The organism is Pseudomonas sp. DE0010, assembly GCF_007680745.1.
Lineage (GTDB): Bacteria > Pseudomonadota > Gammaproteobacteria > Pseudomonadales > Pseudomonadaceae > Aquipseudomonas > Aquipseudomonas parafulva_B.
Window position 1 is genome coordinate 101,912 of sequence record NZ_VEJQ01000010.1, and the last position, 24,545, is coordinate 126,456.

At 60.9% G+C, this 24,545-nt stretch carries 21 protein-coding genes and 1 pseudogene; 2 read left to right on the forward strand and 20 right to left on the reverse strand.

The window, feature by feature from the left end; translation table 11 throughout:
• Positions 1-361 precede the first annotated feature (361 nt).
• Genes FS767_RS10065 through FS767_RS10080 form a run of 4 tightly spaced genes read right to left on the reverse strand, consistent with a single transcriptional unit; the run spans position 362 to position 5,419 of the window.
• Positions 362-1,018 (reverse strand): hypothetical protein, encoded by a 657-nt coding sequence (locus FS767_RS10065; RefSeq protein ID WP_144965124.1) that lies wholly within the window; start codon positions 1,016-1,018, stop codon positions 362-364.
• Positions 1,019-1,023: 5 nt separating this feature from the next.
• Complete coding sequence (locus FS767_RS10070) at positions 1,024-2,121, reverse strand: hypothetical protein (protein WP_144965126.1); 1,098 nt, start codon at positions 2,119-2,121, stop codon at positions 1,024-1,026.
• Positions 2,122-2,126: 5 nt separating this feature from the next.
• Complete coding sequence (locus FS767_RS10075) at positions 2,127-3,275, reverse strand: hypothetical protein (protein ID WP_144965128.1); 1,149 nt, start codon at positions 3,273-3,275, stop codon at positions 2,127-2,129.
• On the reverse strand, positions 3,272-5,419 hold the full coding sequence (locus FS767_RS10080; RefSeq protein WP_144965130.1) for a hypothetical protein: 2,148 nt from the start codon (positions 5,417-5,419) through the stop codon (positions 3,272-3,274). The genes FS767_RS10075 and FS767_RS10080 overlap by 4 nt, the downstream gene beginning before the upstream one ends.
• Between FS767_RS10080 and FS767_RS23045 the strand changes: the two genes are divergently transcribed.
• Positions 5,402-5,566 carry a hypothetical protein gene (locus tag FS767_RS23045; protein ID WP_218571729.1) on the forward strand — a complete coding sequence of 55 codons (165 nt, stop codon included), beginning with the start codon at positions 5,402-5,404 and terminating at the stop codon, positions 5,564-5,566. The genes FS767_RS10080 and FS767_RS23045 overlap by 18 nt on opposite strands.
• Here the strand turns inward: FS767_RS23045 and FS767_RS10085 are convergent.
• The 16 genes and pseudogenes from FS767_RS10085 to tssB form a co-directional block, all read right to left on the reverse strand.
• Positions 5,556-6,263 carry a hypothetical protein gene (locus tag FS767_RS10085; protein ID WP_144965132.1) on the reverse strand — a complete coding sequence of 236 codons (708 nt, stop codon included), beginning with the start codon at positions 6,261-6,263 and terminating at the stop codon, positions 5,556-5,558. The two genes, FS767_RS23045 and FS767_RS10085, sit on opposite strands and share 11 nt — an antisense overlap.
• A 14-nt stretch (positions 6,264-6,277) precedes the next feature.
• The gene (locus FS767_RS10090; RefSeq protein WP_144965134.1) at positions 6,278-8,779 is read right to left on the reverse strand and encodes a type VI secretion system Vgr family protein; all 2,502 of its coding nucleotides are present in this window, start codon (positions 8,777-8,779) and stop codon (positions 6,278-6,280) included.
• 93 nt (positions 8,780-8,872) lie between these two features.
• Positions 8,873-9,388: an Hcp family type VI secretion system effector gene (locus tag FS767_RS10095; RefSeq protein ID WP_144965136.1), complete on the reverse strand. Its 516-nt coding sequence runs from the start codon at positions 9,386-9,388 to the stop codon at positions 8,873-8,875.
• A 312-nt stretch (positions 9,389-9,700) separates the two neighbouring features.
• Positions 9,701-10,132 carry a carbon storage regulator gene (locus FS767_RS10100; protein ID WP_144965139.1) on the reverse strand — a complete coding sequence of 144 codons (432 nt, stop codon included), beginning with the start codon at positions 10,130-10,132 and terminating at the stop codon, positions 9,701-9,703.
• A gap of 44 nt (positions 10,133-10,176) precedes the next feature.
• Entirely contained in the window at positions 10,177-10,374 is a 198-nt protein-coding gene (csrA, locus tag FS767_RS10105; protein WP_144965141.1) for a carbon storage regulator CsrA, read from the reverse strand.
• Positions 10,375-10,488: 114 nt separating this feature from the next.
• On the reverse strand, positions 10,489-10,746 hold the full coding sequence (locus tag FS767_RS10110) for a PAAR domain-containing protein (protein ID WP_144965143.1): 258 nt from the start codon (positions 10,744-10,746) through the stop codon (positions 10,489-10,491).
• 44 nt (positions 10,747-10,790) lie between these two features.
• A complete protein-coding gene (locus tag FS767_RS23335) occupies positions 10,791-11,711 on the reverse strand; it encodes a PoNe immunity protein domain-containing protein (protein ID WP_144965145.1) in 921 nt (306 codons plus the stop codon).
• On the reverse strand, positions 11,708-12,760 hold the full coding sequence (locus FS767_RS10120) for a PoNe immunity protein domain-containing protein (protein WP_256674253.1): 1,053 nt from the start codon (positions 12,758-12,760) through the stop codon (positions 11,708-11,710). Before FS767_RS10120 ends, FS767_RS23335 begins: the two co-directional genes overlap by 4 nt.
• Positions 12,761-12,765: 5 nt before the next feature.
• Positions 12,766-14,403 (reverse strand): hypothetical protein, encoded by a 1,638-nt coding sequence (locus tag FS767_RS10125; protein WP_144965147.1) that lies wholly within the window; start codon positions 14,401-14,403, stop codon positions 12,766-12,768.
• Between the two features lie 55 nt (positions 14,404-14,458).
• Complete coding sequence (gene tssJ, locus FS767_RS10130) at positions 14,459-15,409, reverse strand: type VI secretion system lipoprotein TssJ (RefSeq protein WP_144965149.1); 951 nt, start codon at positions 15,407-15,409, stop codon at positions 14,459-14,461.
• Positions 15,406-16,401 carry an FHA domain-containing protein gene (locus FS767_RS10135; RefSeq protein WP_144965151.1) on the reverse strand — a complete coding sequence of 332 codons (996 nt, stop codon included), beginning with the start codon at positions 16,399-16,401 and terminating at the stop codon, positions 15,406-15,408. The genes tssJ and FS767_RS10135 overlap by 4 nt, the downstream gene beginning before the upstream one ends.
• A complete protein-coding gene (gene tssG / locus FS767_RS10140) occupies positions 16,398-17,417 on the reverse strand; it encodes a type VI secretion system baseplate subunit TssG (RefSeq protein ID WP_144965153.1) in 1,020 nt (339 codons plus the stop codon). The genes FS767_RS10135 and tssG overlap by 4 nt, the downstream gene beginning before the upstream one ends.
• Positions 17,381-19,147 (reverse strand): type VI secretion system baseplate subunit TssF, encoded by a 1,767-nt coding sequence (gene tssF, locus FS767_RS10145; RefSeq protein WP_144965155.1) that lies wholly within the window; start codon positions 19,145-19,147, stop codon positions 17,381-17,383. Before tssF ends, tssG begins: the two co-directional genes overlap by 37 nt.
• A gap of 7 nt (positions 19,148-19,154) precedes the next feature.
• A complete protein-coding gene (gene tssE / locus FS767_RS10150; RefSeq protein WP_144965157.1) occupies positions 19,155-19,586 on the reverse strand; it encodes a type VI secretion system baseplate subunit TssE in 432 nt (143 codons plus the stop codon).
• 17 nt (positions 19,587-19,603) lie between these two features.
• Positions 19,604-21,088: pseudogene (gene tssC, locus FS767_RS10155) on the reverse strand (type VI secretion system contractile sheath large subunit).
• Positions 21,089-21,161: 73 nt separating this feature from the next.
• Positions 21,162-21,671 carry a type VI secretion system contractile sheath small subunit gene (gene tssB / locus FS767_RS10160; protein WP_144965159.1) on the reverse strand — a complete coding sequence of 170 codons (510 nt, stop codon included), beginning with the start codon at positions 21,669-21,671 and terminating at the stop codon, positions 21,162-21,164.
• 284 nt (positions 21,672-21,955) lie between these two features.
• On the opposite strand from tssB, the gene tssH reads away from it, so the two are divergent.
• A complete protein-coding gene (gene tssH / locus FS767_RS10165; RefSeq protein ID WP_144965161.1) occupies positions 21,956-24,526 on the forward strand; it encodes a type VI secretion system ATPase TssH in 2,571 nt (856 codons plus the stop codon).
• The last annotated feature ends 19 nt before the right edge of the window (positions 24,527-24,545 follow it).

Here is a 24,545-nt window from a genome sequence, read left to right on the forward strand (position 1 = left end):
TGCTGGGGCGGGGAGATTGCTACCGCCTACCGGGCCTTCGGTGCCCATCTATTAGATTCGTTCTGGAAATGGAGCTACAGTTTAAGCCCAAGATGCCGTTGCCGTTGCCGTTGCTTTTGCTTCTAAGCGCGCGGTAGTCCAGGCGCCGCAGATCGCGACTTCAGGAGGCCGAGCGCAGGGCTTGCGCAGGGAGGTGGCAGGCATGGATGCCTGTCAAGCGCTGGGCCCCAGGATGGGGCCTGCAGCGCGGTCCTCCCGGGAGCAAGCCCGGAGCGAGGGAACCCCGGAGCGTAGCGTAGGGGCCGGATGATAGGAGCAAGGGCAGGAAGCGCTTTTTTGGCAAGGGAAAAGATTCGCCTGATCATGCTGTTGCCTCATGGCGCTGCAACACTTCGAGCGTGTGGAAGTAGCGTGCGTTGCGAAATGCCATGACGGCGGTTCCCAGGCTAAGCAATGGCAGGAGAGAAACGGCGGCAAGGCTGGGTTTATCGAACAGGGCTGCCAAGCCCACCAGAAATAGCAAGGCCACCAGTACTGTTCCCACCCAGAACAGCTTGTTCTTCCTGATGCTGAAGGCTTGTCCGGACGTATTCTGCCGGGATTTGGTTCGGGCTATGAGATAGGCCAGCACGAACAGAGTGGTGGATAGCAGATTCATGGTGAGAAGCACTGCTGCTTCGGCAAATGATGCGCCCTCCACAAGGTAGGGAGAGCGGATCAGGGCCCACCCGCCACACGCACAAAGCGCATAGAACCAAGCGTCCTTGTACTTGGCGGGGCGTAGCTGGCAATGTTCGTTCAGCCAGTCGAATGCCTGCTTTTCGAGTTGGTTTGGTGCTTCATTGATGATCAGGGATATGGCGGGGCCGCGTTGTTCGAGCACTCTTTTGCCATCCAATTCGATCACATTAAAGTCGTGATCCATTCTGATCTTATCAAGGCGATGCCCTTCGCCCTGAAGCAACTTGAAGATCGTATCGTGCGCATTTTCGTCTGCCTGCTCGAACCGTATTTCCATCAGGCTCATTTCCTTGTTGATAGTGACTGAGGCGACTGGGGGAGTGGGTGCCCGTGGCGATTTACCAGGCGGTAGCCGAAGCTGACGGGGTGGTCGTAGGCTGGGCGATAGTAGGTGTCGGTGCGGGATTTGACTGGCCGGGTATCCAGCCCGCGCAGGTCGGGAGCGGGGCCGCAGAGATTCTGGACTTCGTCGCTCCATCCAGCGTTCTCGGAGCCACGGCGTGTGTACCTATCGAGCAACGGGCTGAAGCAGAGCCAGTGCCATACGCGAACCAGCGCAGACAGCTTGTGCCTGGGATGAGTGGCCGTTTGCTGTGGGGGGATCGTTCCCGGCTGCGGCTGGACTGCCTGAATACCTTGTTCCATATAGCGGCGCAGGAACTCAAGGCGCTGCAGATCATATAGCCCTTCAATTCCGCAATCGCAGGTGTAAGGCTCCATCAGATAAGAAGCGTGAGAGCTTCCTGATGTTCGCAGCTTGTTGATCTCTATCTCCGCATGTGGATGTGGTGCATAGAGCCGCAGAACGCCCATTGGGCCGTAGCGATTGTCCACTGCCGGCCTGACATGCCGCCAGGGAATATGTGCGATGTGACCTTGACCATCATCAATATGGACGAGTTGGGCCTGACGATTATAGCGGATTCTGCCAGCGGATCTTTTATTGGATTTTATGGCGTAGTACGTGAGTGGTGCCAGAATTAATAGGGCAAATAAATATAGAGGCGCAAATTCAACAGGAGATGCACCAGTGAATAACACCAATGCCAGGATGAATATCAGAGCGACATGGTGAATGCTGATTAACAAAAGGATTGCAGAACTGCTGCGCTTGGTTGGTATCTCGATAAAACGGTCATTAAATTTTTCTGGATCGCTGGTATCAATATTGAAATTTAAGTCCTTTGGCCACATGGCAATATCGAGCGCAGGGAGTTCATGCACTTCAGGCCGGCTTAATTCCTTTTGAAGCCCCGCATCGAACATGGACAGATCAGGATTTGGGTGCTGGCGCACCCACTCCAGTTCTTCACGCCAGAGTTGATCGATTCTGGCGTTCAGTTCGTCCCTGATCAGCGTTGCTTCCTGCTGTTCGCTCATTGCCATCAGGCCTGCTTGGCCGGCTCGAAGCGTAGCGGGTTGCCCCAGCGATCCACCAGCCGGTAGCTGGCACCGTCAGGGCGGTAGTAGACATCGGTGCGGGATTTGACCGGGCGGGTGTTCAGGCCGCGCAGATCGGGGTTGGGGCCGCAGAGGTTCTTGACCTCATCGTTCCATTCAAAGCCCTCAAGGCGACGGCGTGCACGACTATCCAGCCATGGGCCAAAACAAAAATAATGCCAGATACGGCCCAAGGGGTAGATAACGTACTTGCCGTCCCAGCCTGTGGCACAGATACGTTTGGGCGCGTCGCGTTGTTCAGGGTCTTCCACTAGTCCTTGCTCTATCGCTTGTGGGTGCGGCTGAATAGCCTGTAGGCCGTGTTCCATATAGCGCCGCATAAACTCCAGACGCTGTAGATTGCTGTGGATAGAGGAATGATCTTCATTGCTTAATGCGATATCGATACCATAGATATCTCGTAGATTGTCATCAAGTGTACCGGGCGCGCGAGAGGTGCGGAGATTGAATTCCTCTGCATCCGCTTGGGGACGAGGTACGCAGATACGCATCATGCTGGATGGCCAAAAGCCGGTTTGTACTAAGGGGACTGCGTTCCGCCAAGGAGTATGGGCAACATGTCCCTTACCATTGTCGATATGTACTAGTTGAGCCTGGCGGTTATAACGAGTACGGCCGAGTTTTTCTTTTCCAAATCGGAATGTTACGAAATAAATAATGGGGCCAATAACTACAAGTACGATAAGATAAAAAAGTAGCAGGGAAATGGGATCCTCGTTACCAACAATCAAGTGGGAGAGCAGTAATAACACCATGCCATTGTGAAATCCCCAAAAGATTTTTTCTCCGCCTGAGGCGCGGGTTTCCATTGGTGGTTCTATAAAGTGGTCATTGAGCTTTTCGGTGTTGCCAATGTTAATGTTGCAAAATACATCTGCCGGCCACATGGCGATATCCAATGGAGGAAGTTTGTTGACATTGCTTTTATGTGTTTCTTTTTTGATCAGCTCGCTGAATTCGGTAAGGTCAGGGTTGGGGTGCTGACGCACCCACTCCAGTTCCTCATGCCAGAGTTGGTCGATTCTGGCGTTCAGTTCCTCCCTGGTTTGTGGTAGTTCCTGTTGTTGATTCATGTCTTCTTCATTTCCAATACAAAGTCGGGCTCAGCAAAACCATTGGGCCAGTACTTGACCTCAATGTCACCACCCAATGTGTTCGTAGGGTAACTAATATACCCCACGCCTTCGCGAAGTTGAACTAACTCAGGGTCGTTTAGCGTCTTTTGTACCCCGGTAAGGCGGAGTTCATTATGTTGCGTAATTGTGTAAGCGCTAACTTGTGGTTGCCAACCAGGTAATGCCACGGTGACAGTACGGGCATCTGCTGGCAACTGGCTGCCATGGTTTGCCTGATTGATGGCACCCCATACTGGGACTGTCAAAGAGCCCATTGTGCGTAGTACCGCCACATCCGTTTCGATATGGGGTTCCATAAAGAAGCGATAAAACTCCTTGGTCTCTTCTTCAGGTGTAAAGGGGGTGAGAATTTCGTCGCTGAATATCCGATTTCGGTGCGTCCCTGTGCCCCAAATACTTCGGGCTATCCAGTCCGTTATTTTACGTTCTTCGGCGTTCTTCTCATTCCATACTCGGATTGTTTGGTATGAGAGTTCCAATGCGAGCAGCGTCCAACCTATCGGGCCAGACCCCAACCTGGCGACTCCAAGGGCCACACGAGCAGCGCCGGCAGCAACTCCCGTACCTGCAGCACGTGTTCCCATACTGGTCATGGCTGTTCTTGATAGCTGCGCCAGGGTTCCTGCATGTTGTTGCGTACTTAGCCGCCCCATCAGATGCAGACCGCCAGTCGTTGCAGCAGCAGCCTGAAGTACGCTGCCTGTGACGTGGGCGGTAGCCTGGCCGGCCGAGTTTGCATTTGCGGCAAGTAGCAATTCCTTGAAACTGGTCGTCGCTGCAGATGCTGCCAGCATGCCAATAGCCCAGTTGCCATAGCGCGTGGCCCTGTGCTGTGCCTGTGAGGCTGCTCCTGCATTTGCCCGGGTTCTGGCTGCGGCTTCCCGTCCCTGATGCCCCGCTTCTCCGACCACGGCCACGGAGCTGCCCGTAGCGAGTAGGCCAGATGCCAGGCTGAGAGAGTTGACTAGCACTGGGCCATCGGCATTGCCCAGCTTGTTGACCACCTCTTGTAAGTTGTACGTTCCCAGAAAAATGCCAAAAGCACCGAAGCCGAACTTGAGCCCATGCCAGTGGTTGGACGATTCCCGCAGCTCTTTGGCGTTACGATTGATCTCCGACAGATGGCTCTGCACCGGCTCGCTCTTGAAGAGAGATATCAACTCGTTGGCGTGTCGGGTCAGGGTACTGGGTCGAAAACCATTGACTGCCTTGCCGCCAGTGCGCTCCAGCAACCATTTGCCAGCCTTCTTGGGATCAGTCGGCTCATGCCCAACCAGCGTGCCTTCCAACAGCTGGAGCGCGCGGAAGTAAACGCTACGTGCGAACGCTTCTGGTGTGCGCAGGCGTTTGCGGGCAACCAGTTCGGCAATAACGTTGCTCAGGTAGCGGCTGGCATCGTCCGGCGGAACCCGCTCTGCCAGTTGCCGTATCCGGTCGGTTGCCAGGCTGGCTGCCACCAGGACTCCTTGTTGGGCCATGGCGACGCCAACATCAACGAAATCCGCGAAATCCGGAAACCCCTTGATGGCGCGAGCCATCAGGCCGGTGGGGCCGCCTTCGGGCAGCATGGCCTCCAGCACCTGGCGACCCTGCGGGTCGCAGGCGAGTACGGTCATCGAGTAGGCGACCGCCCGGCGCAGGCAAACAAAGCTTTCTACATCTGTTTCATCGTACAACCGCATGACCGCGCCGTGGCGAAGCTCCAGGGCTGTGTACATGGCATAGGCCGCTGCGGCGGCCTTGTCGATGGCGGCGATAAACTCCTGGCGCTTCTGTTCATAGGTGGCCATGAACTCGCGGCGTTCATCGTTGCGGGCGCTGGTCAGGCGCTTATCGCGTGCAGCAAGACCCGCCCGGTACGCCCGATCACGTGCTGCATTGGCCGCACCACCGGATGCCCCCCGAGTTGCACTGCCAATAGCGTCATTGTTGTAGGTATCCAACTCGACGCTTCGGGCTTTTTGCTGGCCGAGCTCATCGATCCACTTCGACACCATGACCTTGCGCGGCACCTGCTCGCGATCAGACCATTCCTGCAGATCCAGCACGCAGCTGCCGGTGAGGTGGCCGAACTCGCTCATGACGCCAACCGGGTCATGCAGCGCCACGGCCACGGGGGCCTGGCGCTGCGACTGGCCGGGCTGCTGGGAGCGGCGTTGACAGACGAGGTGAATCGTCTCGCCGCCGAGCATTTCCTGTGGCTGGTTTTCGCTCCATTCAAGCAGTGACAGACGCTGTTTTTTCGTCCTCGGCCAGGGCGGGTATGTCCTTCAGCGTTTCGGTGCCCAGCACATGGGGTTGCCGGGGGCCACCTTTGAGGCGGATCTCCGTGGTAGTGGCGGTGCGCAGCCCGCCTTCATTGCGTTCCAGCTTGCCCAGTACGGTAGCGGTGAGCTGTGTATCGCAGGTCAGCAGATAGGCGGTGTCGCCGATGTCACGCTCGGCGGTTGGCAGCGGCGCGGTGATGAAGCCGACAGCCGACGAGACCGTGGGCATGACGGTAATCGGGTTGCCCTGCTGATCGGTCGAGGTCGTGGTTTCGCCGGCATCTTCGGGCGGGACAACCTCGGCGAACTGCACCGCATCCGTCACCAGGTAATGCTTGTGCTTGAACGTGCCATTCTCGGTGTACAGCAGGTAAAGCTGGGTGCGCGGGCGCAGCTCGCGTACGCCCAGATGGTAGCCGTCGCCCAGTTCGGCATAACCGGAAAAATTCAGCGTCGGGAACTTGGCGCGGGGGAACTCATGGCGCAGCACGGCATAGCGCAACGGGTAGATCGCCAAACCCTGCTGCGGTGGCGGCAGGCGCAGCTGCACCGGATCAGTCCGCTTGTTCGGCGTGAGGGTATGGTCGAAGCGGTAGTTGGCGGTCTTGCTGTCAAGCCGCGAGCCCACCTGGCGGCAAGTGGTTTCTTCCGTGCTCATGCCGGGGTCTCCTGTCAATTAGCATCATTCGGTTCAAGGATTTCCAGGGAAAGCGATTCCATGCTCAGGCCACGCTGAACATCGACCATGCCCTGGCTGTCGGTAACGCCCTCGATCGTCGCGCCGTCGGCACGGGTAATGACGTAGGCGTAATTGGCAGCAGGCTTGCCGTCATGCAGCAGCACCTGGAACTTGTCGTCGAACTTCGCGTGCGGCCAGGTGTTCACCGTCCGGCTCAGTCCTCCCGGCCCCTCCTGCTGGTGATTCGCCGCCTTGACGATAAAGCTGCCGGGCATGCCCAGCTCGATGTTGCCGCCTTCCATTTTCAGGTAGGCGCCGCCGCACAGCAGGGTGATGTGCGTGCCGGCGTCGATCTGCACGTACTGCTGGGAAGCACTAAGCTCGATGCTCTGCTCGGCCTGCACCTTGATGCTGTTGTGCTGTGCCTGCACCAGCACCTCGCCCTGGTGGGCGATATGGCGCAGGTCGCCACTCTGGGCGAACAGGCCGATCTCGTCACCGGCATTGAGCACGATGTTCTTGCCGGCCGTGAGGTGCTGGTGCTGCTGGGCCACGCTGTCGATATGCTCGCTGGCGGCGATGGCCACGCTGCGCGAAGTGACTACGGCCACACCGGCCGGGGCACTGACGGCGATCAGCGGTTCGCCGCCCGTGCCGGTGCCATTGGGGTTGTCGTTGGCACCGTGGTCGAGTTCGCGCACGGCCGTAGTCAGGGTTTGCTGCGGCTCGGGGTCGTGGCCGATACCCTGGTTTTCGCCGGCCACCTGGCCGAGGTTGCGGGCCAGTTCCAGCGCGCTCACCAGCAGGGCGATGGCCTGGTCGCGGTCAAGCTGGCCGCCGCCTGCACCGGGCTGGGCCTCGGTCGAGAGCAGCAGGCCTCTGGCCGCGCGCAGGGCGGCGCTGGCATCGGTGCGCAGCTCGAAGCCCTCGCCACGGGGTTCGCCGCCCTTGGGTCGCGGGTGGGTGAGGTAGCCCAGGTGGAGGGCCGTGTCGGCATGGTCGCTCATCAGCGCGGCGCTGATCTCGCCATGGGTGTCGTCGATGCGCAGCTCGTTGGCACGGCCGGCCTGATGCTCCTTGCTGCGGATGGCGCTGAGGGTCTTGTGCACCGGCAGCTTGTAGGGAGTGGGATGGGTGGCCGGGTAGGCGCGGCCGGTGACGATGGGCTGGTCGCAGTCGCCGTCGAGGAAGTCGACGATGACCTCGTGGCCGATACGCGGGATGGCGATATGGCCCCAGGCCGGGCCGGCCCAGTTCTGGGCGACGCGCACCCAGCAGGAGCTGTGCTCATCCTCGACGGCCAGGCGATCCCAGGGGAACTGGATTTTGACCCTCCCGAACTCATCGCAGTAAATCTCTTCGTCGGCGGGGCCGACCACGGTGGCGATATGTGGGCCGTCGATACGTGGCTTGGGCGGCAGCGGGGCGCGCCAGTCGGTGTGGTCATGCAGCAGCTCGGCGCTGAAGTGGTAGCGGGTGCCCTGTTCGGCGTCGGCGGCGTCTTCCTGCTGGCTGGTGGCCTGCACGCCCTCGTGATGCAAGCGCAGGGTGCGCCAGCCGCGGTTCATGTCCTCGCGCGGGTGGCCGCTGAGGGTAAACGCGGGGCCGGGCAGCAGACGGGCATCGTCGCCTTCGACACGGGCCAGGCGGGCATCGCCGCGCAGGGCAAGCAGGCGGGTCTCGGTAAAGGGCTTGCCAGCCTCGTCCTGTTTGTAGCGGCCAGGGTACGCGTAACGCTCGTAGTCGCTGCGCTGGTGGTCGAGCTCAACGCCGTCGACGCTGTGCTGTTGGTTGTAGCGCGGGTGCTTGAAGGTGTAGTCACGCTGGGTCTGGCGGGCGGTGCGCACCTGCTCGGCATAGACGAAGCGGTGCAGCGCGGGCCTGGGCGCATCGCCACCGGCCTTGGGGTTGTAGGTGACGGGTTCGCCGTCGATGGCACCGTGGCTGTAGAGGCGGTCGCTGAAGACCAGGCGGTGGCCGTCGGCGCGGTGCTCGAAGGCGTAGTAAAACCCTTCCTCGGCGGCGAGGCGTTCAACGAAATCGAGGTCGGTCTCGCCGGCCTGGACGCAGTACTCGCGCGGCAGGTGCTCACGGGTGGAAACGAGTTCGACATCGGTGATGCCGTGCTGCTTGAGAACCTGCTCGATGATCTGGGGAACACTCAACGCCTGGAAAATGCGCCAGTCGGCGCACAGGCCGAGGCGGGCCAGGGCGGGCTCGACGGTGGCGCGGTAACGGGTGCGGCGGTGGCCGGTGTCGGCTTGTTCGAAGGTGCTGACCAGGCCATGGACATGGCGCACAACACTGCCCTGGGCAATGCTGAGGGTCAGGGGCTGGTCGAGCAGCTGGGCGAAATCGATGGCCGGGTCGAAGCTGGCCAGTTCGAGGTGCAGACGAAAGGGTGTGGAGAGGGCCTCGTCGAGGGAGAAGGCGGCCACCTCGAAATCGCCGGCAGGTGCGGTGACGGTAAAGCGCAGGTCGGATTGGCGCGGCATGACGTGCTCCTTGCGGGCCGGCATGGAGTGTCCGGCAGTCCGTAGGCAAAGAGAAACCGCTGCCGGCGCTGGCCGGCAGCGGCGGTTCGCTCATCAGGCGACAGGCTTGCGCCAGTCGTCCGAGGCCTCGGTGCCGGCCACGGCGTGAGTCCAGGTGATCTTGCGGTAGGCCATGCTGACCTCGATCAGCTGGGTGTAGCCGGACTTGCTGGTGTCCTGGGCGTGCGGCAGCACGGTATTGATGTCGACGATGGTGGCGTCTTCGAGCAGGGTGGTGAAGAAGTGTTCCTGCTTGCCCTCGACCGAAGTGCGGAACCACTGGGTTTCCACCTTGCTCAGGGTTTCGCCGGTAGCCAGGGCCTGGTACAGCAGCGGGATAGCCTTGTTCAGCGCGCAGGTGAAGACGAACGGCTTATGCACACGCTGGCCGGACGGTTGGCCGCTTTGCGGGTCGGTAGGGGTGGTGACGCGGTGCTTGATTTCCTGCACCAGGATCTGGTCTTCGTGGCCTTCCTGGTAGACGTTGCCGACCGAATCGGAAGTGAAGGCGCCCTGGGTGATGTTGCCCTGGGTTTTGCCGGTGATGGCGATGTAGGCGGGTGTGGACATGACGAATTCCTTATGTCGTCGAGAGGGCCGCAGTGGCCGTTGATGCCGTCCCATGCGGGGACGAGGACGACATTGCAGGGGGCATGCCAATACGTGTTTTGGCCCGGAAGCTTCTTTGAACCCTGCGTACTTACTGGGCTGCGTGGATATTCTGGTGCGGTGGTGGCGCGTGTGTGGCCGGGTAAATCGAGGTGGAATCCAGTTGCGGCGGGCCATTTTTGGCCTGGAATATATTAAGTGATTGAAAATAAAGGGTTTTAACTGTGCCATTTTTGGCTAGGCCGGGCCAAAAATGGCCCGGTCGAAATATGATCAGTGGCGTTTGAGCGAGAGCGTGCGCAGGGTTCGCTTGGCTGGGGCTGGGGCTGGGGCTGGCGGCGGTGCGGCCTCGCTGGCGCGTTTTACCTGGGGGCGGTGATGGACCTCATCTCTATCGACGCGAACATCCCGGGGTGCCTCAACGCCAAGGCGGATCTGGTGTAGGCCGGTTTGCAATATCGCTATCTGAATGCTGCCGCCAATCGTCACGGTTTCAGTATGCCGGCGGTCTACGATAACCGGGCTTTGCGGTTGGGCGCGGGTGCGGATATCACGGGCGTTCTCCTGCCAGTGAATCTCAAGGTCACCGGGCGCCTGGATGCCCAGGCGAACCTGATGCAGATCGAACTGCATGACCGTGACTTGAATAGCGTCGCCGATGATTACGACTTCGCCGCGCCGGCGGGTCAGGAACAGCCTGGTCAATTCTCCTTCCTGATCAGCGAAGGCTGATCAGGTAATGCGATTTACTACTGTGGATGGTTGCCGGAGTTGGGCTTGGGGAGACCGGCACGAATACGGTCGTAGATTTCCTGCCGATGAACATCGACCTCCTTGGGTGCCTGTATGCCGATGCGTAGCTGGTTGCCCTTTACCTCGATAATCGTTACTTGAATGTTGTCGCCGACCATCAGTGTCTGGCCCGGATGGCGTGAAAGTATCAGTATGCTGGTGTCTCCTTGCTCCGTGTTGATTTACGGCCGCCCGTAAGGACAAGCCATTTCCTTGATGATGCGTACTCACATCGGCGGTGCAGCGGCGGCCCCAGTCTATGGCCGGTTTCAGGCGGGCAGGCTGGCAATCAGCTTGGCACCGCAGGCGGTGGCGTGGCCATTCAGTGCCACGGGTTTGCCGTCGATAGTCCAGGTGGCATCGCCCTCGGCAATCGTGGTCGGGCCGCACTTGGGGCAACTGACCGCATCGCCGATCACCGCCAGCGGGATGCCCCCGGCCGAGCTGCGGTTGGGGGCGGCGATAACGGCACCGCCGTGGGTGGTCTTGTCGCCCAGCCGGACGGGGCGCTTGCCAGGGAAGTTCATCTTTCACTCCTTGCGCGCCCGGCGGACGCATCAGTGGGTAGGCGTCAGGTATTTTGCTGCTGCGTGGCGGGCGGGGCCGGCAGGTTGCGGGCAAAGTCCAGCAGATCGCGGGGGTAGAACGGCATATCGCGGTAGCTGCTGTCATCGATGTCCAGCAACCAGGTCACGGCGGCTGCTTCCCAGGCCCAATAGCCGTAGAAGGAGACATCCGCCTCGCCATGCTGGTCGATATAGGGCTCGCGGCGGCTGGCGTGATACCACTCGCCCAGGTATTTGGCCATCAGCGGCGGGCGCTTGTCGGGGGCGGCATCGAACACCTTGAACAGCTTGCGGTAGGGCAGATGGCGGGTGGCGGTATCCGGCGGGATGCCACGGCCCGTAACGAAGGGCGCGACCAGGCGTTCAAGCAGGCCGTCACGCACCCCCTTATCCTCATTGCCATAGTCGAGGAACTGCATCACCCGTGGCATTTGCGCAGCATTGCCAGTCAATAGGCCGAAGCTGGTTAGACGCAGGGCCATCGTCCAGTAATCTTCGGTACGCAATGCCGCATGCGGTGTCAAATGGTTACCCGATTCCGGCGAGTCGTGGTAGGCGGTATGGCATTGGGCATATTCTTCAGCCCACTCCATTGCGCAGGGCCAAATCTCGGCAAATAGCTCCACTGGAGCTCCGGCGGAGTATTGCAAACTAAGCCAGTCTAAGAGGTCGCATAGACGAAGGTTGGTGGAGTTCATCATTCCACCAGGTTTTGTTCCAATCGCAATAGTAGAGATTCTTGTGCAGACCAACTGGATGCGTTCAAGAATTTCATCAAACTGTGCTGTGTATGTGACGTAACGAAGATGTGGTTCTCGACGTTGCTCAAATTGATCAGCCGGTATTTTTGAGACAGCCCACTGCTCCCAGTTCGGCAGAGCTGGCGTATTAAGAGCGGCTGATGGCAGTGGGCTGGCTGTGGTCATTGGCCGGACGTTCCCTCGTCGCCCTGGTCATCGGCCCATTGCCAGAGGGTGAGGCCCTTACTGGTTTCACTGGGGATCTCAGGGAACAGATCGTCCTGGGCGAAGTGGCGGCGCGAGCCGTGTTGGGCCAGGGTGAACCAGTAGCCGGCGCGCGGGCAGGGCTGGCCGGCGTAGGTGGGCGGCGGTGCCGATGGCGTAGCGGGTGTAGCCGGCAGGTTGTGGGCAAAGTCCGCCAGGTCGCGGGGGTAGAACGGTATGTCGCGGTAGCTGCTGTCGTCAATCTGCAGCAGCCAGGTGACGGCGGCAGCTTCCCACGACCAGTAGCCATAAAAACTGAAGTCTGCTTCGCCATGCTGGTCGATATAGGGCTCGCGGCGGCTGGCGTGATACCACTCGTCCAGGTACTTGGCCATCAGCGCCGGGCGCTTGTCGGGGGCGGCATCGAATACCTTGAACAGCTTGCGGTAGGGAAGATGGCGGGTGGCGGTATCTGGGAGCGTACCGCGCCCAGGAACGAAAGGGGCGACCAGGCGTTCGAGTAGGCCGTCTTGTATGCCTAGTTCTGTATTTGCATAATCGATGATTGCCATGATTTTAGGCATGTGCTCAGCATTTCCCGTCAGCAAGCCAAAGCAGATTAATCTCAAGGCCACAATCCAATATTCATCATCATTTATTGAGATATGTGGAGTAATTATGTCCGCATTGTTAGATAGGTGATGAGCCTCATGGGTCTCGGCGTATTGCTCTGTCCAACTTAAAATGTGGGGCCATGACTCTCTAAATAAGCTAACTGAGCATCCCGATGAGTATTGCAGGCTTAGCCAGTTCAATGTGTCCCACAAGCGTTGACTTGCTGATTGGTCTATTCGCTTGATTTTTGCGTTCTTGTCGATGAGCTCGCACACAAATTTTATGCCATCAATAAGTTCGTCGAAGCGTTCAGTGTATGAGACATACCGCAAATGCGGCTCACGGCGCTTATCGAAATCTTTTGCTAAAATCTTGGTTATCATCCACTGTTGTAGGGGTAAATTTGATTCTTTCATAATGTTTAGTCATCCAAGAAATCTAACGGCAATTCAAATTCAGTGGCGATCTGATGTTTTACCGTTTTTACGCTGCATAGGCCAGCTGCAAGTGGCTTGCTATTCGCCGATTTTTTGCGTGCATTAGGATCATGGAGTATGAAGTTTGGCCCTACAACTGTAATTATACTTCGCTCGTATGGGCAAGGCATCAATGAAGGGTCAAATCCACTGCGACGCCATCTCTCTATTTGATTGAGTAAAGATCTGTGTGATGGAATAATCTTCGCCCTGTTGATATTCATTGATATCCACGTATGGCTCATCTGTCTTATGCCGCTAACTAATTTTCCTACAGAGTTTCGCACCTTGGGCTTGTCACTTGGCTCCGCAAGTTTTTCTAGGCCGTATTCCAAGGCTTGCCACACTTGCGTGGCACTTTCCAGTTTCTTGTGGAATGGCTCGTTGGTGCTTTTGGTGTCGCTGATCCGGTAGCGCTGCGACAGTTTATCGATGATCCAAACATGATCAATGCCCTGATGGCCTGGTTGGCGACCTTCATAGAGAATGCCTCCATTATTGATCTTTTCCCGCGACTTTCGTTTGACAAAGTCATAGTCGGCAATGTGCTCTCCTTGAACCCCGGATCTATGTCTGCTATAGCGCGAGCGCTGGCTTTGCCGCAGTTGCGGGCTGACCTGGCCCTGGGCCGGGGTGGTGTTGCCTTTGGGCTCGGTGGCGATATCGCGTTTGGCCGGGGCTGGCTGTTTGTCGGTGGTGGTCTGGCTGCTGCGCCCGCTGCTGGCAGAGGACGATGTGGCGGGCTGTTGCTGCGGCTTGCTGGCCGGGGCCGATGCGGCGGTCTGGTTGCCGGTGGCTGTATCGCGCCGGGCCGCGGGTGTGGACGATGCGGCCGGGGTCTGGCTAGTGGTGTTAGTGCTTTGCTGGGCCGGCTTGCCTGCGTTGCCGCCACTGGATGCCGGAGCCGACGAGCCGGGCGGCGACTGGCGCGGCGTGTCGGCATGGCGGCTGGCACGGGAGCCTGCGGTGGTGTTGGGCAGCGGCTGGGCCATGGCCATCTGGTGGGACTGCTGCAGCGAGCCCATGGCCTGTTCAATCTTCTGCTGGGCCTTGGCCTTGAGCGAGCGGAGCTGGGTGACCAGGCGGTTGAGGCCCTGTTTGTCCATGATCCAGCGGGCGCTGCGGGTGCCGAGCACGTCGATCATGCCATCGAGGATCTGGTTGGTCTTGGCGACGAGCTGGCGGGTGTAGCTGGCCCAGTCCAGCTCGCGGAACCACTTCTCGATATTGCCGCGCACGTCCCTGGGCAGGCTGTCGAGGATGCGGCCCATGGGCATGCCGCTGCGCAGCATGCGGAAGACGTTCTTGAGCGCGTCGCCGAACAGCGGCACCAGGGCGATCAAGCAGAGCACCAGTTCGATCCAGTTGTCGGCGTTGTCGCTGTCGCGGGTCAGCGAATGGAGGGCGCGCAGGATGTTGTAGGCGTCGAGTGCCTGGCCGACGCCGGGAATGCAGCCGAGCACGACGGTGACGACCATCTGGCTGACGGACTGGCCACGGCCTTCGACGACTTCCCGTACCCAGGTGAGGATTTCGGCGAGGGTGTCGGTTTCGGCCTGCCTGATAATGGTCTTAGTGTTCATACCGTAGCCTCCTGCTCGTATGCCTGTGAGTTGAGGGCGACTTCCTGTCTCGATGTCATTTCATCGGTCTCGGTTTCGGCTGGCGGTAGCGCTCTTCGGTGATGGCGACCGCGTTGTCGTGGAGGGTGACCAGCAGGGCGTACTTGTGCCCGTTGGGCTCCAGGCGCAGTACCTGTTTCCAGGTGGCGCCGTTCTGGTCGTGGAAGTTGGCGAAGACGGCGAGGTAGCGGGTGTCCTCGTGGATATCCGCGTAGTCGATAAACTTGAACTGGCCGGGCAGCAGGATGTAGTCGTCGTCTTCCAGGTAGGTTTTGCCGAGGGCTTTCTTGAGGTTCTGGGTGAGCAGGTCGAGGTCGGCGTTGAGGAACAGCGAGTCGTCCTTGAGCTGCAGGATCTTGAAGGTGATGGGCGTGGCCACGGCCTCGGGCGCGGGGCTGGCGGCGCTTTCGGCCGGGGCGGTGCCAGCGTGCTGCCAGGCGTCGGTGGCCGCGTCGAGCCAGGCAGGAGCGCGGTCGTCGAGGGTGTTTGGCACCAGGGGTACGTCATAGGTGCGCCGCGCCAGCGCTTCCAGGTCGGGGATACGGGACAGGGCCGGCGTGGCGGGCGTGCCATCGGCCTTGGGTATCTGCAGCGAAGGGTCGAAGGGAATGCCTTCTGCCAGACGTGCAGGCGCGTCGCCCGAACCACCGGACTGCAACTGGTTGAGCAGAATGTTGAGTTTGTCGATCAGGTCGAGCTGGTCACTGCCCGTCAGGTTGATCCGGTAGAGCGCCTGTCCGGCTCCGCCCACGCCGATGGGCGTGGCCACGGACGGAGTGTGGACGGTGGCGTCCGGTTCGGCCTGTGGGGTGTTCGGGTTGGGGTTGACGCTGGGGCTGGCGTAAAGGCTGAACGCCACTTGCGTGGTCGGCCCCAGGGGCTCTTCGTCTTCGCCGAAGCCGAGCAAGCTGCAGCCGGGCAGGCTGGCGGCGGCGAGCAGGAGTGCGAGGTGTGGTTTGAGTTTCATTGCGCTTCCATCTCTTGTGTGCGCTGTGCCTGGTCGTAGGCCTGGTTGAATGCCTGCCAGAATCTTTCCAGTTCGGCTCTGGACGGTGCGGACGGCAACATAGCGTCGAGCCCTATCGTGATGGCATGGGTGAGGGTGGCATCGGGTTGTTGTGTCGGTGCCGGGATCATGGACGTTTGCGGGGCCGCGTCGCTGTGTGCCGTCGCAGGCTCCGAAGGCTGGAGGATGTCGAGCAATAGCTTGGCGGTGCAGGCCGGTGCGGGCGGTAGCTCTTGCACTGCTCGGGATCTGACGATTTCTTCGGGCCGTGCGACGGGCAACCCGCTGATGGCCTCGAAGCGGGTGGCTGCCAGATCGGGCTGGGTGCCGGGTGGCGTCATGCCGTGGTGGATGTCTTCGATGAGGCTGTACTGGTGCGTTTCTTCGATTGCGTGGCCGGCATTGAGGGCCAGCAGTGGGTCGAGATCGCCGCTGCGCCCTTCTGCACCTTCCAGCCAGGCTTGCAGGAGGTCTTTCTCTGCCGTGGGCAGGCTGTCGGGCGTGGCATCCAGTGATAGTTGCTCGAACAGGTCGAGGCGTTCGTCCTGGAGGTTGAGCAGTTCGCCCAAGTCGTACTGGATGAGATGGCGCGACGGGTCGGGCAGTGCATGCTGCTGGTCGTGCAGATGAGCGGATACCCGGTACGGGCCGATGTGCAGGATGTCGCCTTCGGCCAGGCGGGCGCTGACGTGCAGACCCAGGGCGGCGTCGCTGCCGTTCAGGCGCGTGAGGCCTGAGCGGTCGACGACGCAGAACAGGCCTTCGTCGAGCACGATTTCGCAGTGCACGGGGAGAATGCGCTCGCGGTTGTCGCTGAGCAGCCAGTCGGTGCCGTGGCTGCCGATAGTGCCGCCCGCCGCCTCGAAACTGTAGCTGGGCGCGCAGCCCTGACGCAGTATCTGCGGGTTGACGACCACCAGGGCAATGCGCGGTGTGTTGGCGGGCCGGTTCATGAGCGCACCCTGATGCGGACGGTGGATCGGCTGCGCAGGCTCTGGCGATCCATGAAGCTCGTCCAGCCCAGGTGGGTGCCGTTGCTGCGCCCGAGGTTGAAAGGCGGTACTTCTTCCTGACGCAGCCCCAGCTCCAGGTCGTAGGCGGTCGGGTCGGGCAGCAGGAAGTCGATCAGTTTGCGCAGCCGGGCGAAGTTCTCGCCGCTGGGCAGGAACTGGCGGAAGCGTTCTTGATTCAGATCGCGGATGACCAGGGTGAACTTGCTGGCGCGCGTGCGCACGCGACTGCCGAGGACGAAATTGTCGCCCAGGGTGCCGTTGCGTTTGCCCAGCGCCAGGCGCTGGGGCTGCGGGATGTCCATGTAGCGTTGCTCGAATTCGCGGATGCTGACGTCGGTGAGGTCGAAGCAGTGGGCGATGATGCCCGAGACGACGGTGGGCGAGCGGCTGCGGCTGGCGATCAGGCCGGCATAGCTGAGCAGGCGGCTCCAGGCGATGGGCGTGGTGCCGCGCAGTTCTTCGTCGTTAAGTCCCATGAGGGAGAATACGTAGCGCGAGAAGCGATCCTTGGCTTCGCGCCGGAAGCGCACGTAGTAGCGGTACTTGCGCCAGGTCTGGTGCAGCAGGGTGAGCAGGCGGTGGTTGAAGAAGTCGAGGAAGGCCGGGCGGATGCCGATGCCCTGCGCGTGTTCGTAGGCAAGCCTGTCCAGGTAGTAGCCGGGCAGCGGGGAGTCCGGCCCGTGCATGCCAAGGAAGGTGGCCTGGACGCGGTAATCGCCCTGGACATGGGGCGGCATGCGCTCGGCCAGGGCGACGTCGGAGGCAGGAAAACCCAGGCCCGGATAGCTGGCCAGACGCACGCGCAGGTTGTCCGGGTCGAAGGTGTCCGCTGCTTCGAGGTCGTCCTCGTGCAGGTGGTGCAGATGCTCCAATAGCCGGAAGAAATCGTAGTTCCTTGCCTCGGCCAGCAGGGTATCGGCTAGATCAGCGGTTGCTTGCCGGTCTGCAATGGCCATTCGTAGCGCTCGTTGTTGGTGGTGTTGAGGACTTCCAGTTGATGGAATGAGTTGATGCTGGCGTACAGGCCGAAGAAGTGGCTGAGTACGGTGCCGAACAGGTAGAGGTCGCCTTCACACAGGAAGGCGCTCTGGTCGAGCTTGAGCAGGGTCTGCAGGCCGCGGATGGGCAGGCCTTTCATCAGTACGTCGGCCGGGGTGGTGATCGCTTCGCCGATGCCGTCGAGGCGCTTGCGGGTGCTACGGGCTTGCTGGATGTCATGCAGTGCGGCGAAGTCGTAGGCGCGAATGACGGCCTTCAGCGGCTCGGCCGAGAGCAGCGACAGGTAGTTCAGCGACAGGTTGGAGATCAGTGTCCATTGCAGTGCGCCGTCCAGTACCGGGCGGTACGAGGGGGTGGGGCGCGTGATGTTGGCGTAGGTGGCGAACCTCGGCGTGCTCTGGGTGGGCAGGCAGATATCGCCAGCGCCGAGGGCCAGCGGCAGGTTGCGGTTGGTGCAGGTGAGTGAGATCGAGACGGTTTCGCTATGGCCGATGTAGTCGGTTTCGTCGCCGCGCACGAAGGCGATCCGATGGACGACGCCATCCTGGATCAGCGCGGGCTCGATGCGGCTGCGGTAGTACAGCGCGGTGCGCCCGTGGGCATGTTCGATTTCGTGCTGGAACGACTCGAACGGATGAAAGGTACGCAAGCGTTCGCCGCGCTGGCCGTCGGACTTGACCCGCCAGCCGCTGACGTTGTCGATGCTGAAAATCTCAAAGTATTCGGGGCGCTGGCCGGTGGGCATCAGCCGTTGATCGACCCTGCGCCCGTCGAGGCGAACCGGTTCGGCATCGTGGGGGAAGAGGTTGACTGACGGGGTGCAATACAGCGCGATGTCAGCGGTGCGCAGGCGAATGTCGGCGGGCATTGGCCGCGAGAAATGCAACTCGAAGCGGATGTGTTCGGTAGCCTGGGCGGGCCAGAGCGCGCGCAGACCGGTCAGGCTGAAGAAGTGGAAGCGCTGCGGGAAGACGAAGTATTCCTGCAGGATACGGTAGCCATCGAAGGCGTTCTTCGAGTAGGGCAGCAGCGCTTCGTCCGGATCGAAACCGGGAAACGCCACCTGCCTGGGGGACAGATGGCGTACCTGGCCGTCGCATTCCACGGTGATGCCGCTGAGGTATCTGGACAGCCACAGGTAGAGCGTCTGCGCGGTGGTGCCGTCGCCGCTGAGGTGGAAGTCCAGCCGGTCGCAATCGATGGCATCGAGCGGGTTGTCAGTGATGGACTGCAGGTCGATGCGGACGATGGACTTTTCCCGGGTGTGTGCGTCGCTGACCTCGCGCAGGCGCAGTGGATAGAGCACGACGTCGGTGCAGGTGCGGAACTCGCAGGATACGCCGGAGACGGGCCGGGACAGCATGCGGGTGCCCTTGGGGATCACCTGGCGTTCGCTGACGGCCCGCTCGATCGGATCGAAGCGCATGATGGTGGCGCTGGGCAGCGGGCGCAGGTAGTTCGGCCACAACAATTGCAGCAGCGAGTGGGTGAGCTCGGGAAGGTCGTCCTCGATCTTCAGCCGCAGCTTGGCGGTGAGGAAGGCGAAGCCTTCGATCAGGCGTTCTACGTCCGGATCAGCCGTCTGGTCGCCCAGAAAGCGTGCAAGCTGAGGGTTTTCGAGAGCGAACTGGCTGCCGAGCCGGCGCAGCAGGTTCAGTTCGTCGCGGAATTTGGTGCGTAACGGCATACCTGCCTCATCCCGATATCCTTATGAGCCGATCCAGTCCGTTGACGACCAGGTCGATCTCCATCTGTTCTTCCATCCCCTGCAGGGGCACCAGGCAATCGAGCCTGATATGCAGGTTCAGGGGCTGGGTGGCGTCAGGCTGCACGCGCACGCTGACAACCTTGATGCGCGGCTCATGGGCCGCGATCGAGCGGCGTATGTCTGCGCCGACCCGCTGTTGAAGGTCAGTGCTGCCTAGTGAGGCGTTGTTGAAGTCCCGCAGGCCCAGCTCAGGGCTGCTCGCGGAGCAGCCCTGGCGGGTGTTGAGGATGCGTTCAAGGTTCTGCTTGATCCCCCGGATGCGCTCCTGTACCTGTTCCTGCCGAGACAGGATGCGCAGGAGAGGAACGTCGGGGTCAAGCCGCTCGAACAGACTCCCTAGACCCGCCGATCTTGGCATGGGTACTCCTCCTTACTTCACTGATCCTTGTCGAGACGGCCCACGAGGGACAGTTCGAAGTTGGCGCCCATGTACTTGAAGTGCGGCCGCACGGCCATCGAGACCTGGTACCAGCCCGGATTGCCGGCGACGTCCTGCACCTCGATGTGGGCTGCACGCAGCGGACGGCGGCTGCGCACGTCGGCGGACGGGCTTTCCTGGTCGGCGATGTACTGCTTGAGCCACATGTTGAGCTCACGCTCCAGATCCTGGCGTTCTTTCCAACTGCCGATCTGTTCTCGCTGCAGCACTTTGATGTAGTGGGCCAGGCGGTTGATGATGAACATGTAGGGCAGTTGCGTGCCGAGTTTGTAGTTGGTCTGCGCTTGCAGGCCTTCCGGTGTCTTGGGGAAGATCTTCGGTTTCTGCACGGAGTTGGCCGAGAAGAAGGAGGCGTTATCGCTGTCCTTGCGCATGGTCAACGGGATGAAGCCTTCTTCCGACAGTTCGAATTCCTTGCGGTCGGAGACCAGCACTTCGGTCGGGATCTTGGCCTGCAGTTGCCCCAGGGACTCGTACAGGTGCACGGGCAGGTCGTCGACCGCGCCGCCGGACTGCGGGCCGATGATGTTCGGGCACCAGCGGTAGCGGGCGAAGCTCTCGGTGATGCGGCTGGCCAGCAGGTAGGCGGTGTTGCCCCACAGGTAGTTGGCGTGATCGCCGTCTATGCCTTCCCGGTAGGTGAAGCTGCGCACCGGGTTCTCCAGCGGGTCATAGGGCTGACGCAGCAGGAAGCGCGGCATGGTCAGGCCGAGGTAGCGCGCATCTTCGGTTTCGCGCAGGCCACGCCACTTGGCGAAGCGCGGGCCTTCGAAAATGTCTTTGACTTCCTTGAGGTCGGGCAGGCCCTGGAAGTCGTCGAGGTTGAAGAACTCCGGGCCGGCCGCTGCGAGGAAGGGCGAGTGGGCCATGGCACCGACTGAGGCGACGTAGCGCAGCAGCTTGATGTCCGGCGCGGCGGGGCCGAAGGTGTAGTTGCCGACGATGGTCGCGGTCGGTTCGCCGCCGAACTGGCCGTAGCCTGCGGTGTAGACGTGCTTGTACAGGCCGCTGCGGGTGATGTCGCCGGCGCTCTCGAAGTCTTCCAGCAACTCGTCCTTGGTGACGTGGAGCACTTCGATCTTGATGTTCTCGCGGAAGTCGGTGCGATCCACCAGCAGCTTCAGGCCGCGCCAGGCGGATTCAAGCTCCTGCAACGGCGGCTGGTGCAGGATGATGTCCATCTGCTGGCTGAGCTAGTGGTCGAGCTCGGCGATCATCTGGTCGACCAGCACTTTGTTGACCGGTTGCTCGCGGTCGTCGGACTTGAGCATTTCGGTGATGAAAGCGGCCACGCCGCGTTCGGCGATGGCATAGCCTTCCTGGTCGGGCGCGATACGCGTCTGGGCCATGATCTGGTCGAGAAGGCTGGAAGAATCGGTGGCGCGCTCAGCGTCGACGAGCGCTGCGTTTTCTTGGGTCATGATGTGACTCCTTGTCAGTACGCGAAGGAAGACCCGGGACGGCTGTCCCGAGCGGCAGTGCCAGGACTGCCGATCAAGAGTTCAGGGGTTGATCCGGCTGCAGGCCGAGTTCCTGGGTCAGTTTGTTGCGGGCCTCTTCATTGGCTAGCAGTGTTTGCAACTGCTTGCGGAAGGCCGGCGCATTGCCCAGCGGCCCTTTGAGGGCAACCAGTGCTTCGCGCAGTTCCAGAAGATTGTTGAGGGCGGGAACCTGCTTGGCGATGGCGTCGGGCGAGAAGTCGCTCATCGATTTGAATTGCAGGTTGAAGGCCAGGGTGTCGCCTTTGTCGCCATCACCGAGGATGGACGGCACTTCCAGGTCGAGCTTCAGTTCGGCCTTGGACAACACGGCATCGAAGGTGTCCTTGTCGATCCTGACGGCCTGGCGCTCTTCCAGCGCCTGTTCTTCCCCGTGTCCCTTGAAGTCGCCGGTTACCAGCAGTTTCAGGGGCAGTTCTATTTCCGCTTGCTGGTCGCCGGTGGCGGGAACGTATTTGATATTGATGCGTTCCTGCGGGGCGACAGATCCTGGTTTGCTCGACATGCTAAAACTCCTTTTTCAAAAACCACTCAAACCGCGGCGAGGATGACGAGTGCTTTTCTATTGTGTCAACCAGAAAACCAGCTCAGCCTAAAAAGCTGAAGTATGTCCCTAAAATCAGAAAAGTCTGATTGTTAGGCATGTGATTATCTGGTCAGACTCTTGGGTGTTTTTATTTGCAAGCGCAGGATGTGTCGTCAGGAAACTGCACGGTGCGCATCAGGCGCAGGGATCAGGTGGCGGCCCCGGTTGGATGGCCGCAAGTATCTAAGGAGTAGTTCCCTGAGATGATCAGGATTGATCTGCCGACGCTTTTCGAACGCCTGAATCCGGCTTGCCGGCATGGCCTGGAAGAAGCTTCCAGCCTGTGCATCACACATCGCGGCGCAGAAGTGACGGTGCCGCATCTGTTATTCAAGCTCCTGGATGACCCCTTGGGTGACGTGCGGATACTGCTCAAGCACGGCGGTATCGATGTGGATGCCGCAAGGCAGACGCTCTCGTCTGCGTTCGCCGGGCGGGACGACGGTAATGACCAGTACCCGTCGTTCTCTCCGCTGCTGATCGAGTTGTTGCAGGAGGCTTGGCTGCTCGGCTCGCTGGAAGCGAAGCAGGACGTCATCCGTGGTGGCAGCCTGCTGCTGGCCGTGCTGATGAATCCCGGCCGCTATCTGCCCCTGCAGGCCATTCGGCTGCTTGAAGACATCAACCGCGAGACGCTGCGCAAGCAGTTCAACGCTTTGCTGGCCAACTCCTCCGAGACCCCGCAGGACTCGGAGGCGGGCGCTGCGGTATCCCCAACTGCGGCAGCCGAATCTGGCCTGGCCAAGTACGGTCAGGACATCACCGCCCAGGCCCGCGAGGGGCGCATCGATCCGGTGCTGTGCCGTGATGCGGAGATCGATCTGGCCACCGACATCCTGTCTCGGCGGCGCAAGAACAATCCCATTGTGGTCGGCGATGCCGGTGTCGGTAAGAGCGCCGTAGTGGAAGGGTTGGCGCTGCGCATCGTGCAGGGACGCGTGCCTGAGCCGCTGCGCCAGGTGGCCTTATGGAGCCTCGATCTGGGGGCATTGCAGGCCGGAGCCTCGGTGAAAGGTGAGTTCGAGAAGCGGCTGAAGATGGTGATCGAGGAGGTCAAGGCCTCCGCGAAACCGATCATCCTGTTCATCGACGAGGCACATACCCTGATCGGCGCAGGCAATGCTGCCGGTGGCAGCGACGCGGCGAACTTGCTCAAGCCGGCGCTGGCGCGCGGTGAGCTGCGTACCATCGCGGCTACGACCTGGAGCGAGTACAAGAAGTATTTCGAGAAAGACCCCGCGTTGTCGCGGCGCTTCCAGTTGGTGAAGCTGGACGAGCCGAGCCCGGAGCAGGCGGTGCATATCCTGCGGGGGTTGCGTCCGGTCTACGAGCAGGCCCACCGTGTCTATATCGGCGATGACGCACTTCAGGCTGCGGCGGCGCTATCCGCGCGCTATCTGTCCGGCCGGCAGTTGCCGGACAAGGCCATCGATGTGCTCGATACCGCCTGCGCGCGGGTGGCGACAGCACTGGCCGAACCGCCCCGGCCGCTGTCTGCGCTGAACAGTGAGCTGGTACAGATCGATGCTGAACTTGAGCATCTGTGGCAGGATCGCCAGGCTGGCCGGAACGTCGATGCGTCGCGTCTGGATGGATTGGATACGGCGCGTCAGGACGTGCAAACGCGGATGGCCCAGCTGCAAGCGGCCTGGGAACAGCAGCGTGCGTTGGTGGATGAGATCCTGGCGTTAAGGGCCGAGGCGAAGGACGACGTTCTGGTACGTGAACAGCTTGTCGCCAAGGTGGAAGAACTGACTGTGTTACAGCGCAAGGGCGCGCTGCTGCATGCGGACGTGGGCCGGGAGCAGGTGGCGCAGGTGATTGCGGATTGGACGGGGATTCCGGCCAACACCATCACCAGCGATCGGGTGGAGCGCCTGGGCAGCCTGCCGTCGGTGCTGCGCGAGCGGGTGCGAGGTCAGGATGCGGCTATTGAGCGGGTACACCGTTACCTGTTGACTGCGCTGGCCGATTTGCGCCGGCCCGGTACGCCGCTAGGTGCCTTCCTTCTGGTGGGGCCGAGTGGTGTCGGCAAGCCCGAGACCGCGCTGGCGGTCGCCGACAACTTGTTCGGCGGCAAGCAGTTCCTGACCAGCATCAACATGTCCGAGTACCAGGAGAAGCACACTGTTGCGCGCCTGCTCGGGGCGCCACCGGGTTATGTCGGCTACGGCGAAGGTGGGGTGCTGACCGAGGCGATCCGCCAGCGGCCGTATTCGGTGGTGTTGCTGGATGAGGTCGAGAAAGCCCACCCGGAAGTGCTCAACATCTTCTATCAGGCGTTCGACAAGGGCGAGCTGGCCGATGGTGAGGGGCGTCTGATCGACTGCAAGAACATTCTGTTCTTCCTGACTTCGAACCTTGGGTTCGACCAGCAGGACGACAGCCTGGGAGATCTCGACGACGAGGCGCTGCGCGGACGGTTGATGCGCTTCTTCAAGCCCGCCCTGCTTGCGCGCATGCAGGTGGTGCCGTACCGCTACCTCGATGAGGCGGTGCTGGGCGAGATCGTCGATGCGCGTCTGCAGCGCATCCGGCGGCAGTACGAAGAGCGCTACGGCGCGCAGTTGGAGGTGGATGAGAGCGCCCGCGCGGAACTGCGTCGTCGCTGCATCCGCCACGAAAACGGCGCGCGCATGCTCGATGCCAGCCTCGATAGTGAGCTGCTGCCGCCACTGGCACTGGCAACCTTGCAGCACCAGGCCTACGGCGAGCCTTTCTCCACTGTCCGTCTGGATTGGGATGAGCACGAGTTCCGGGCGATTCTGGATTGAGGGAAGACGCGTGGAAGCG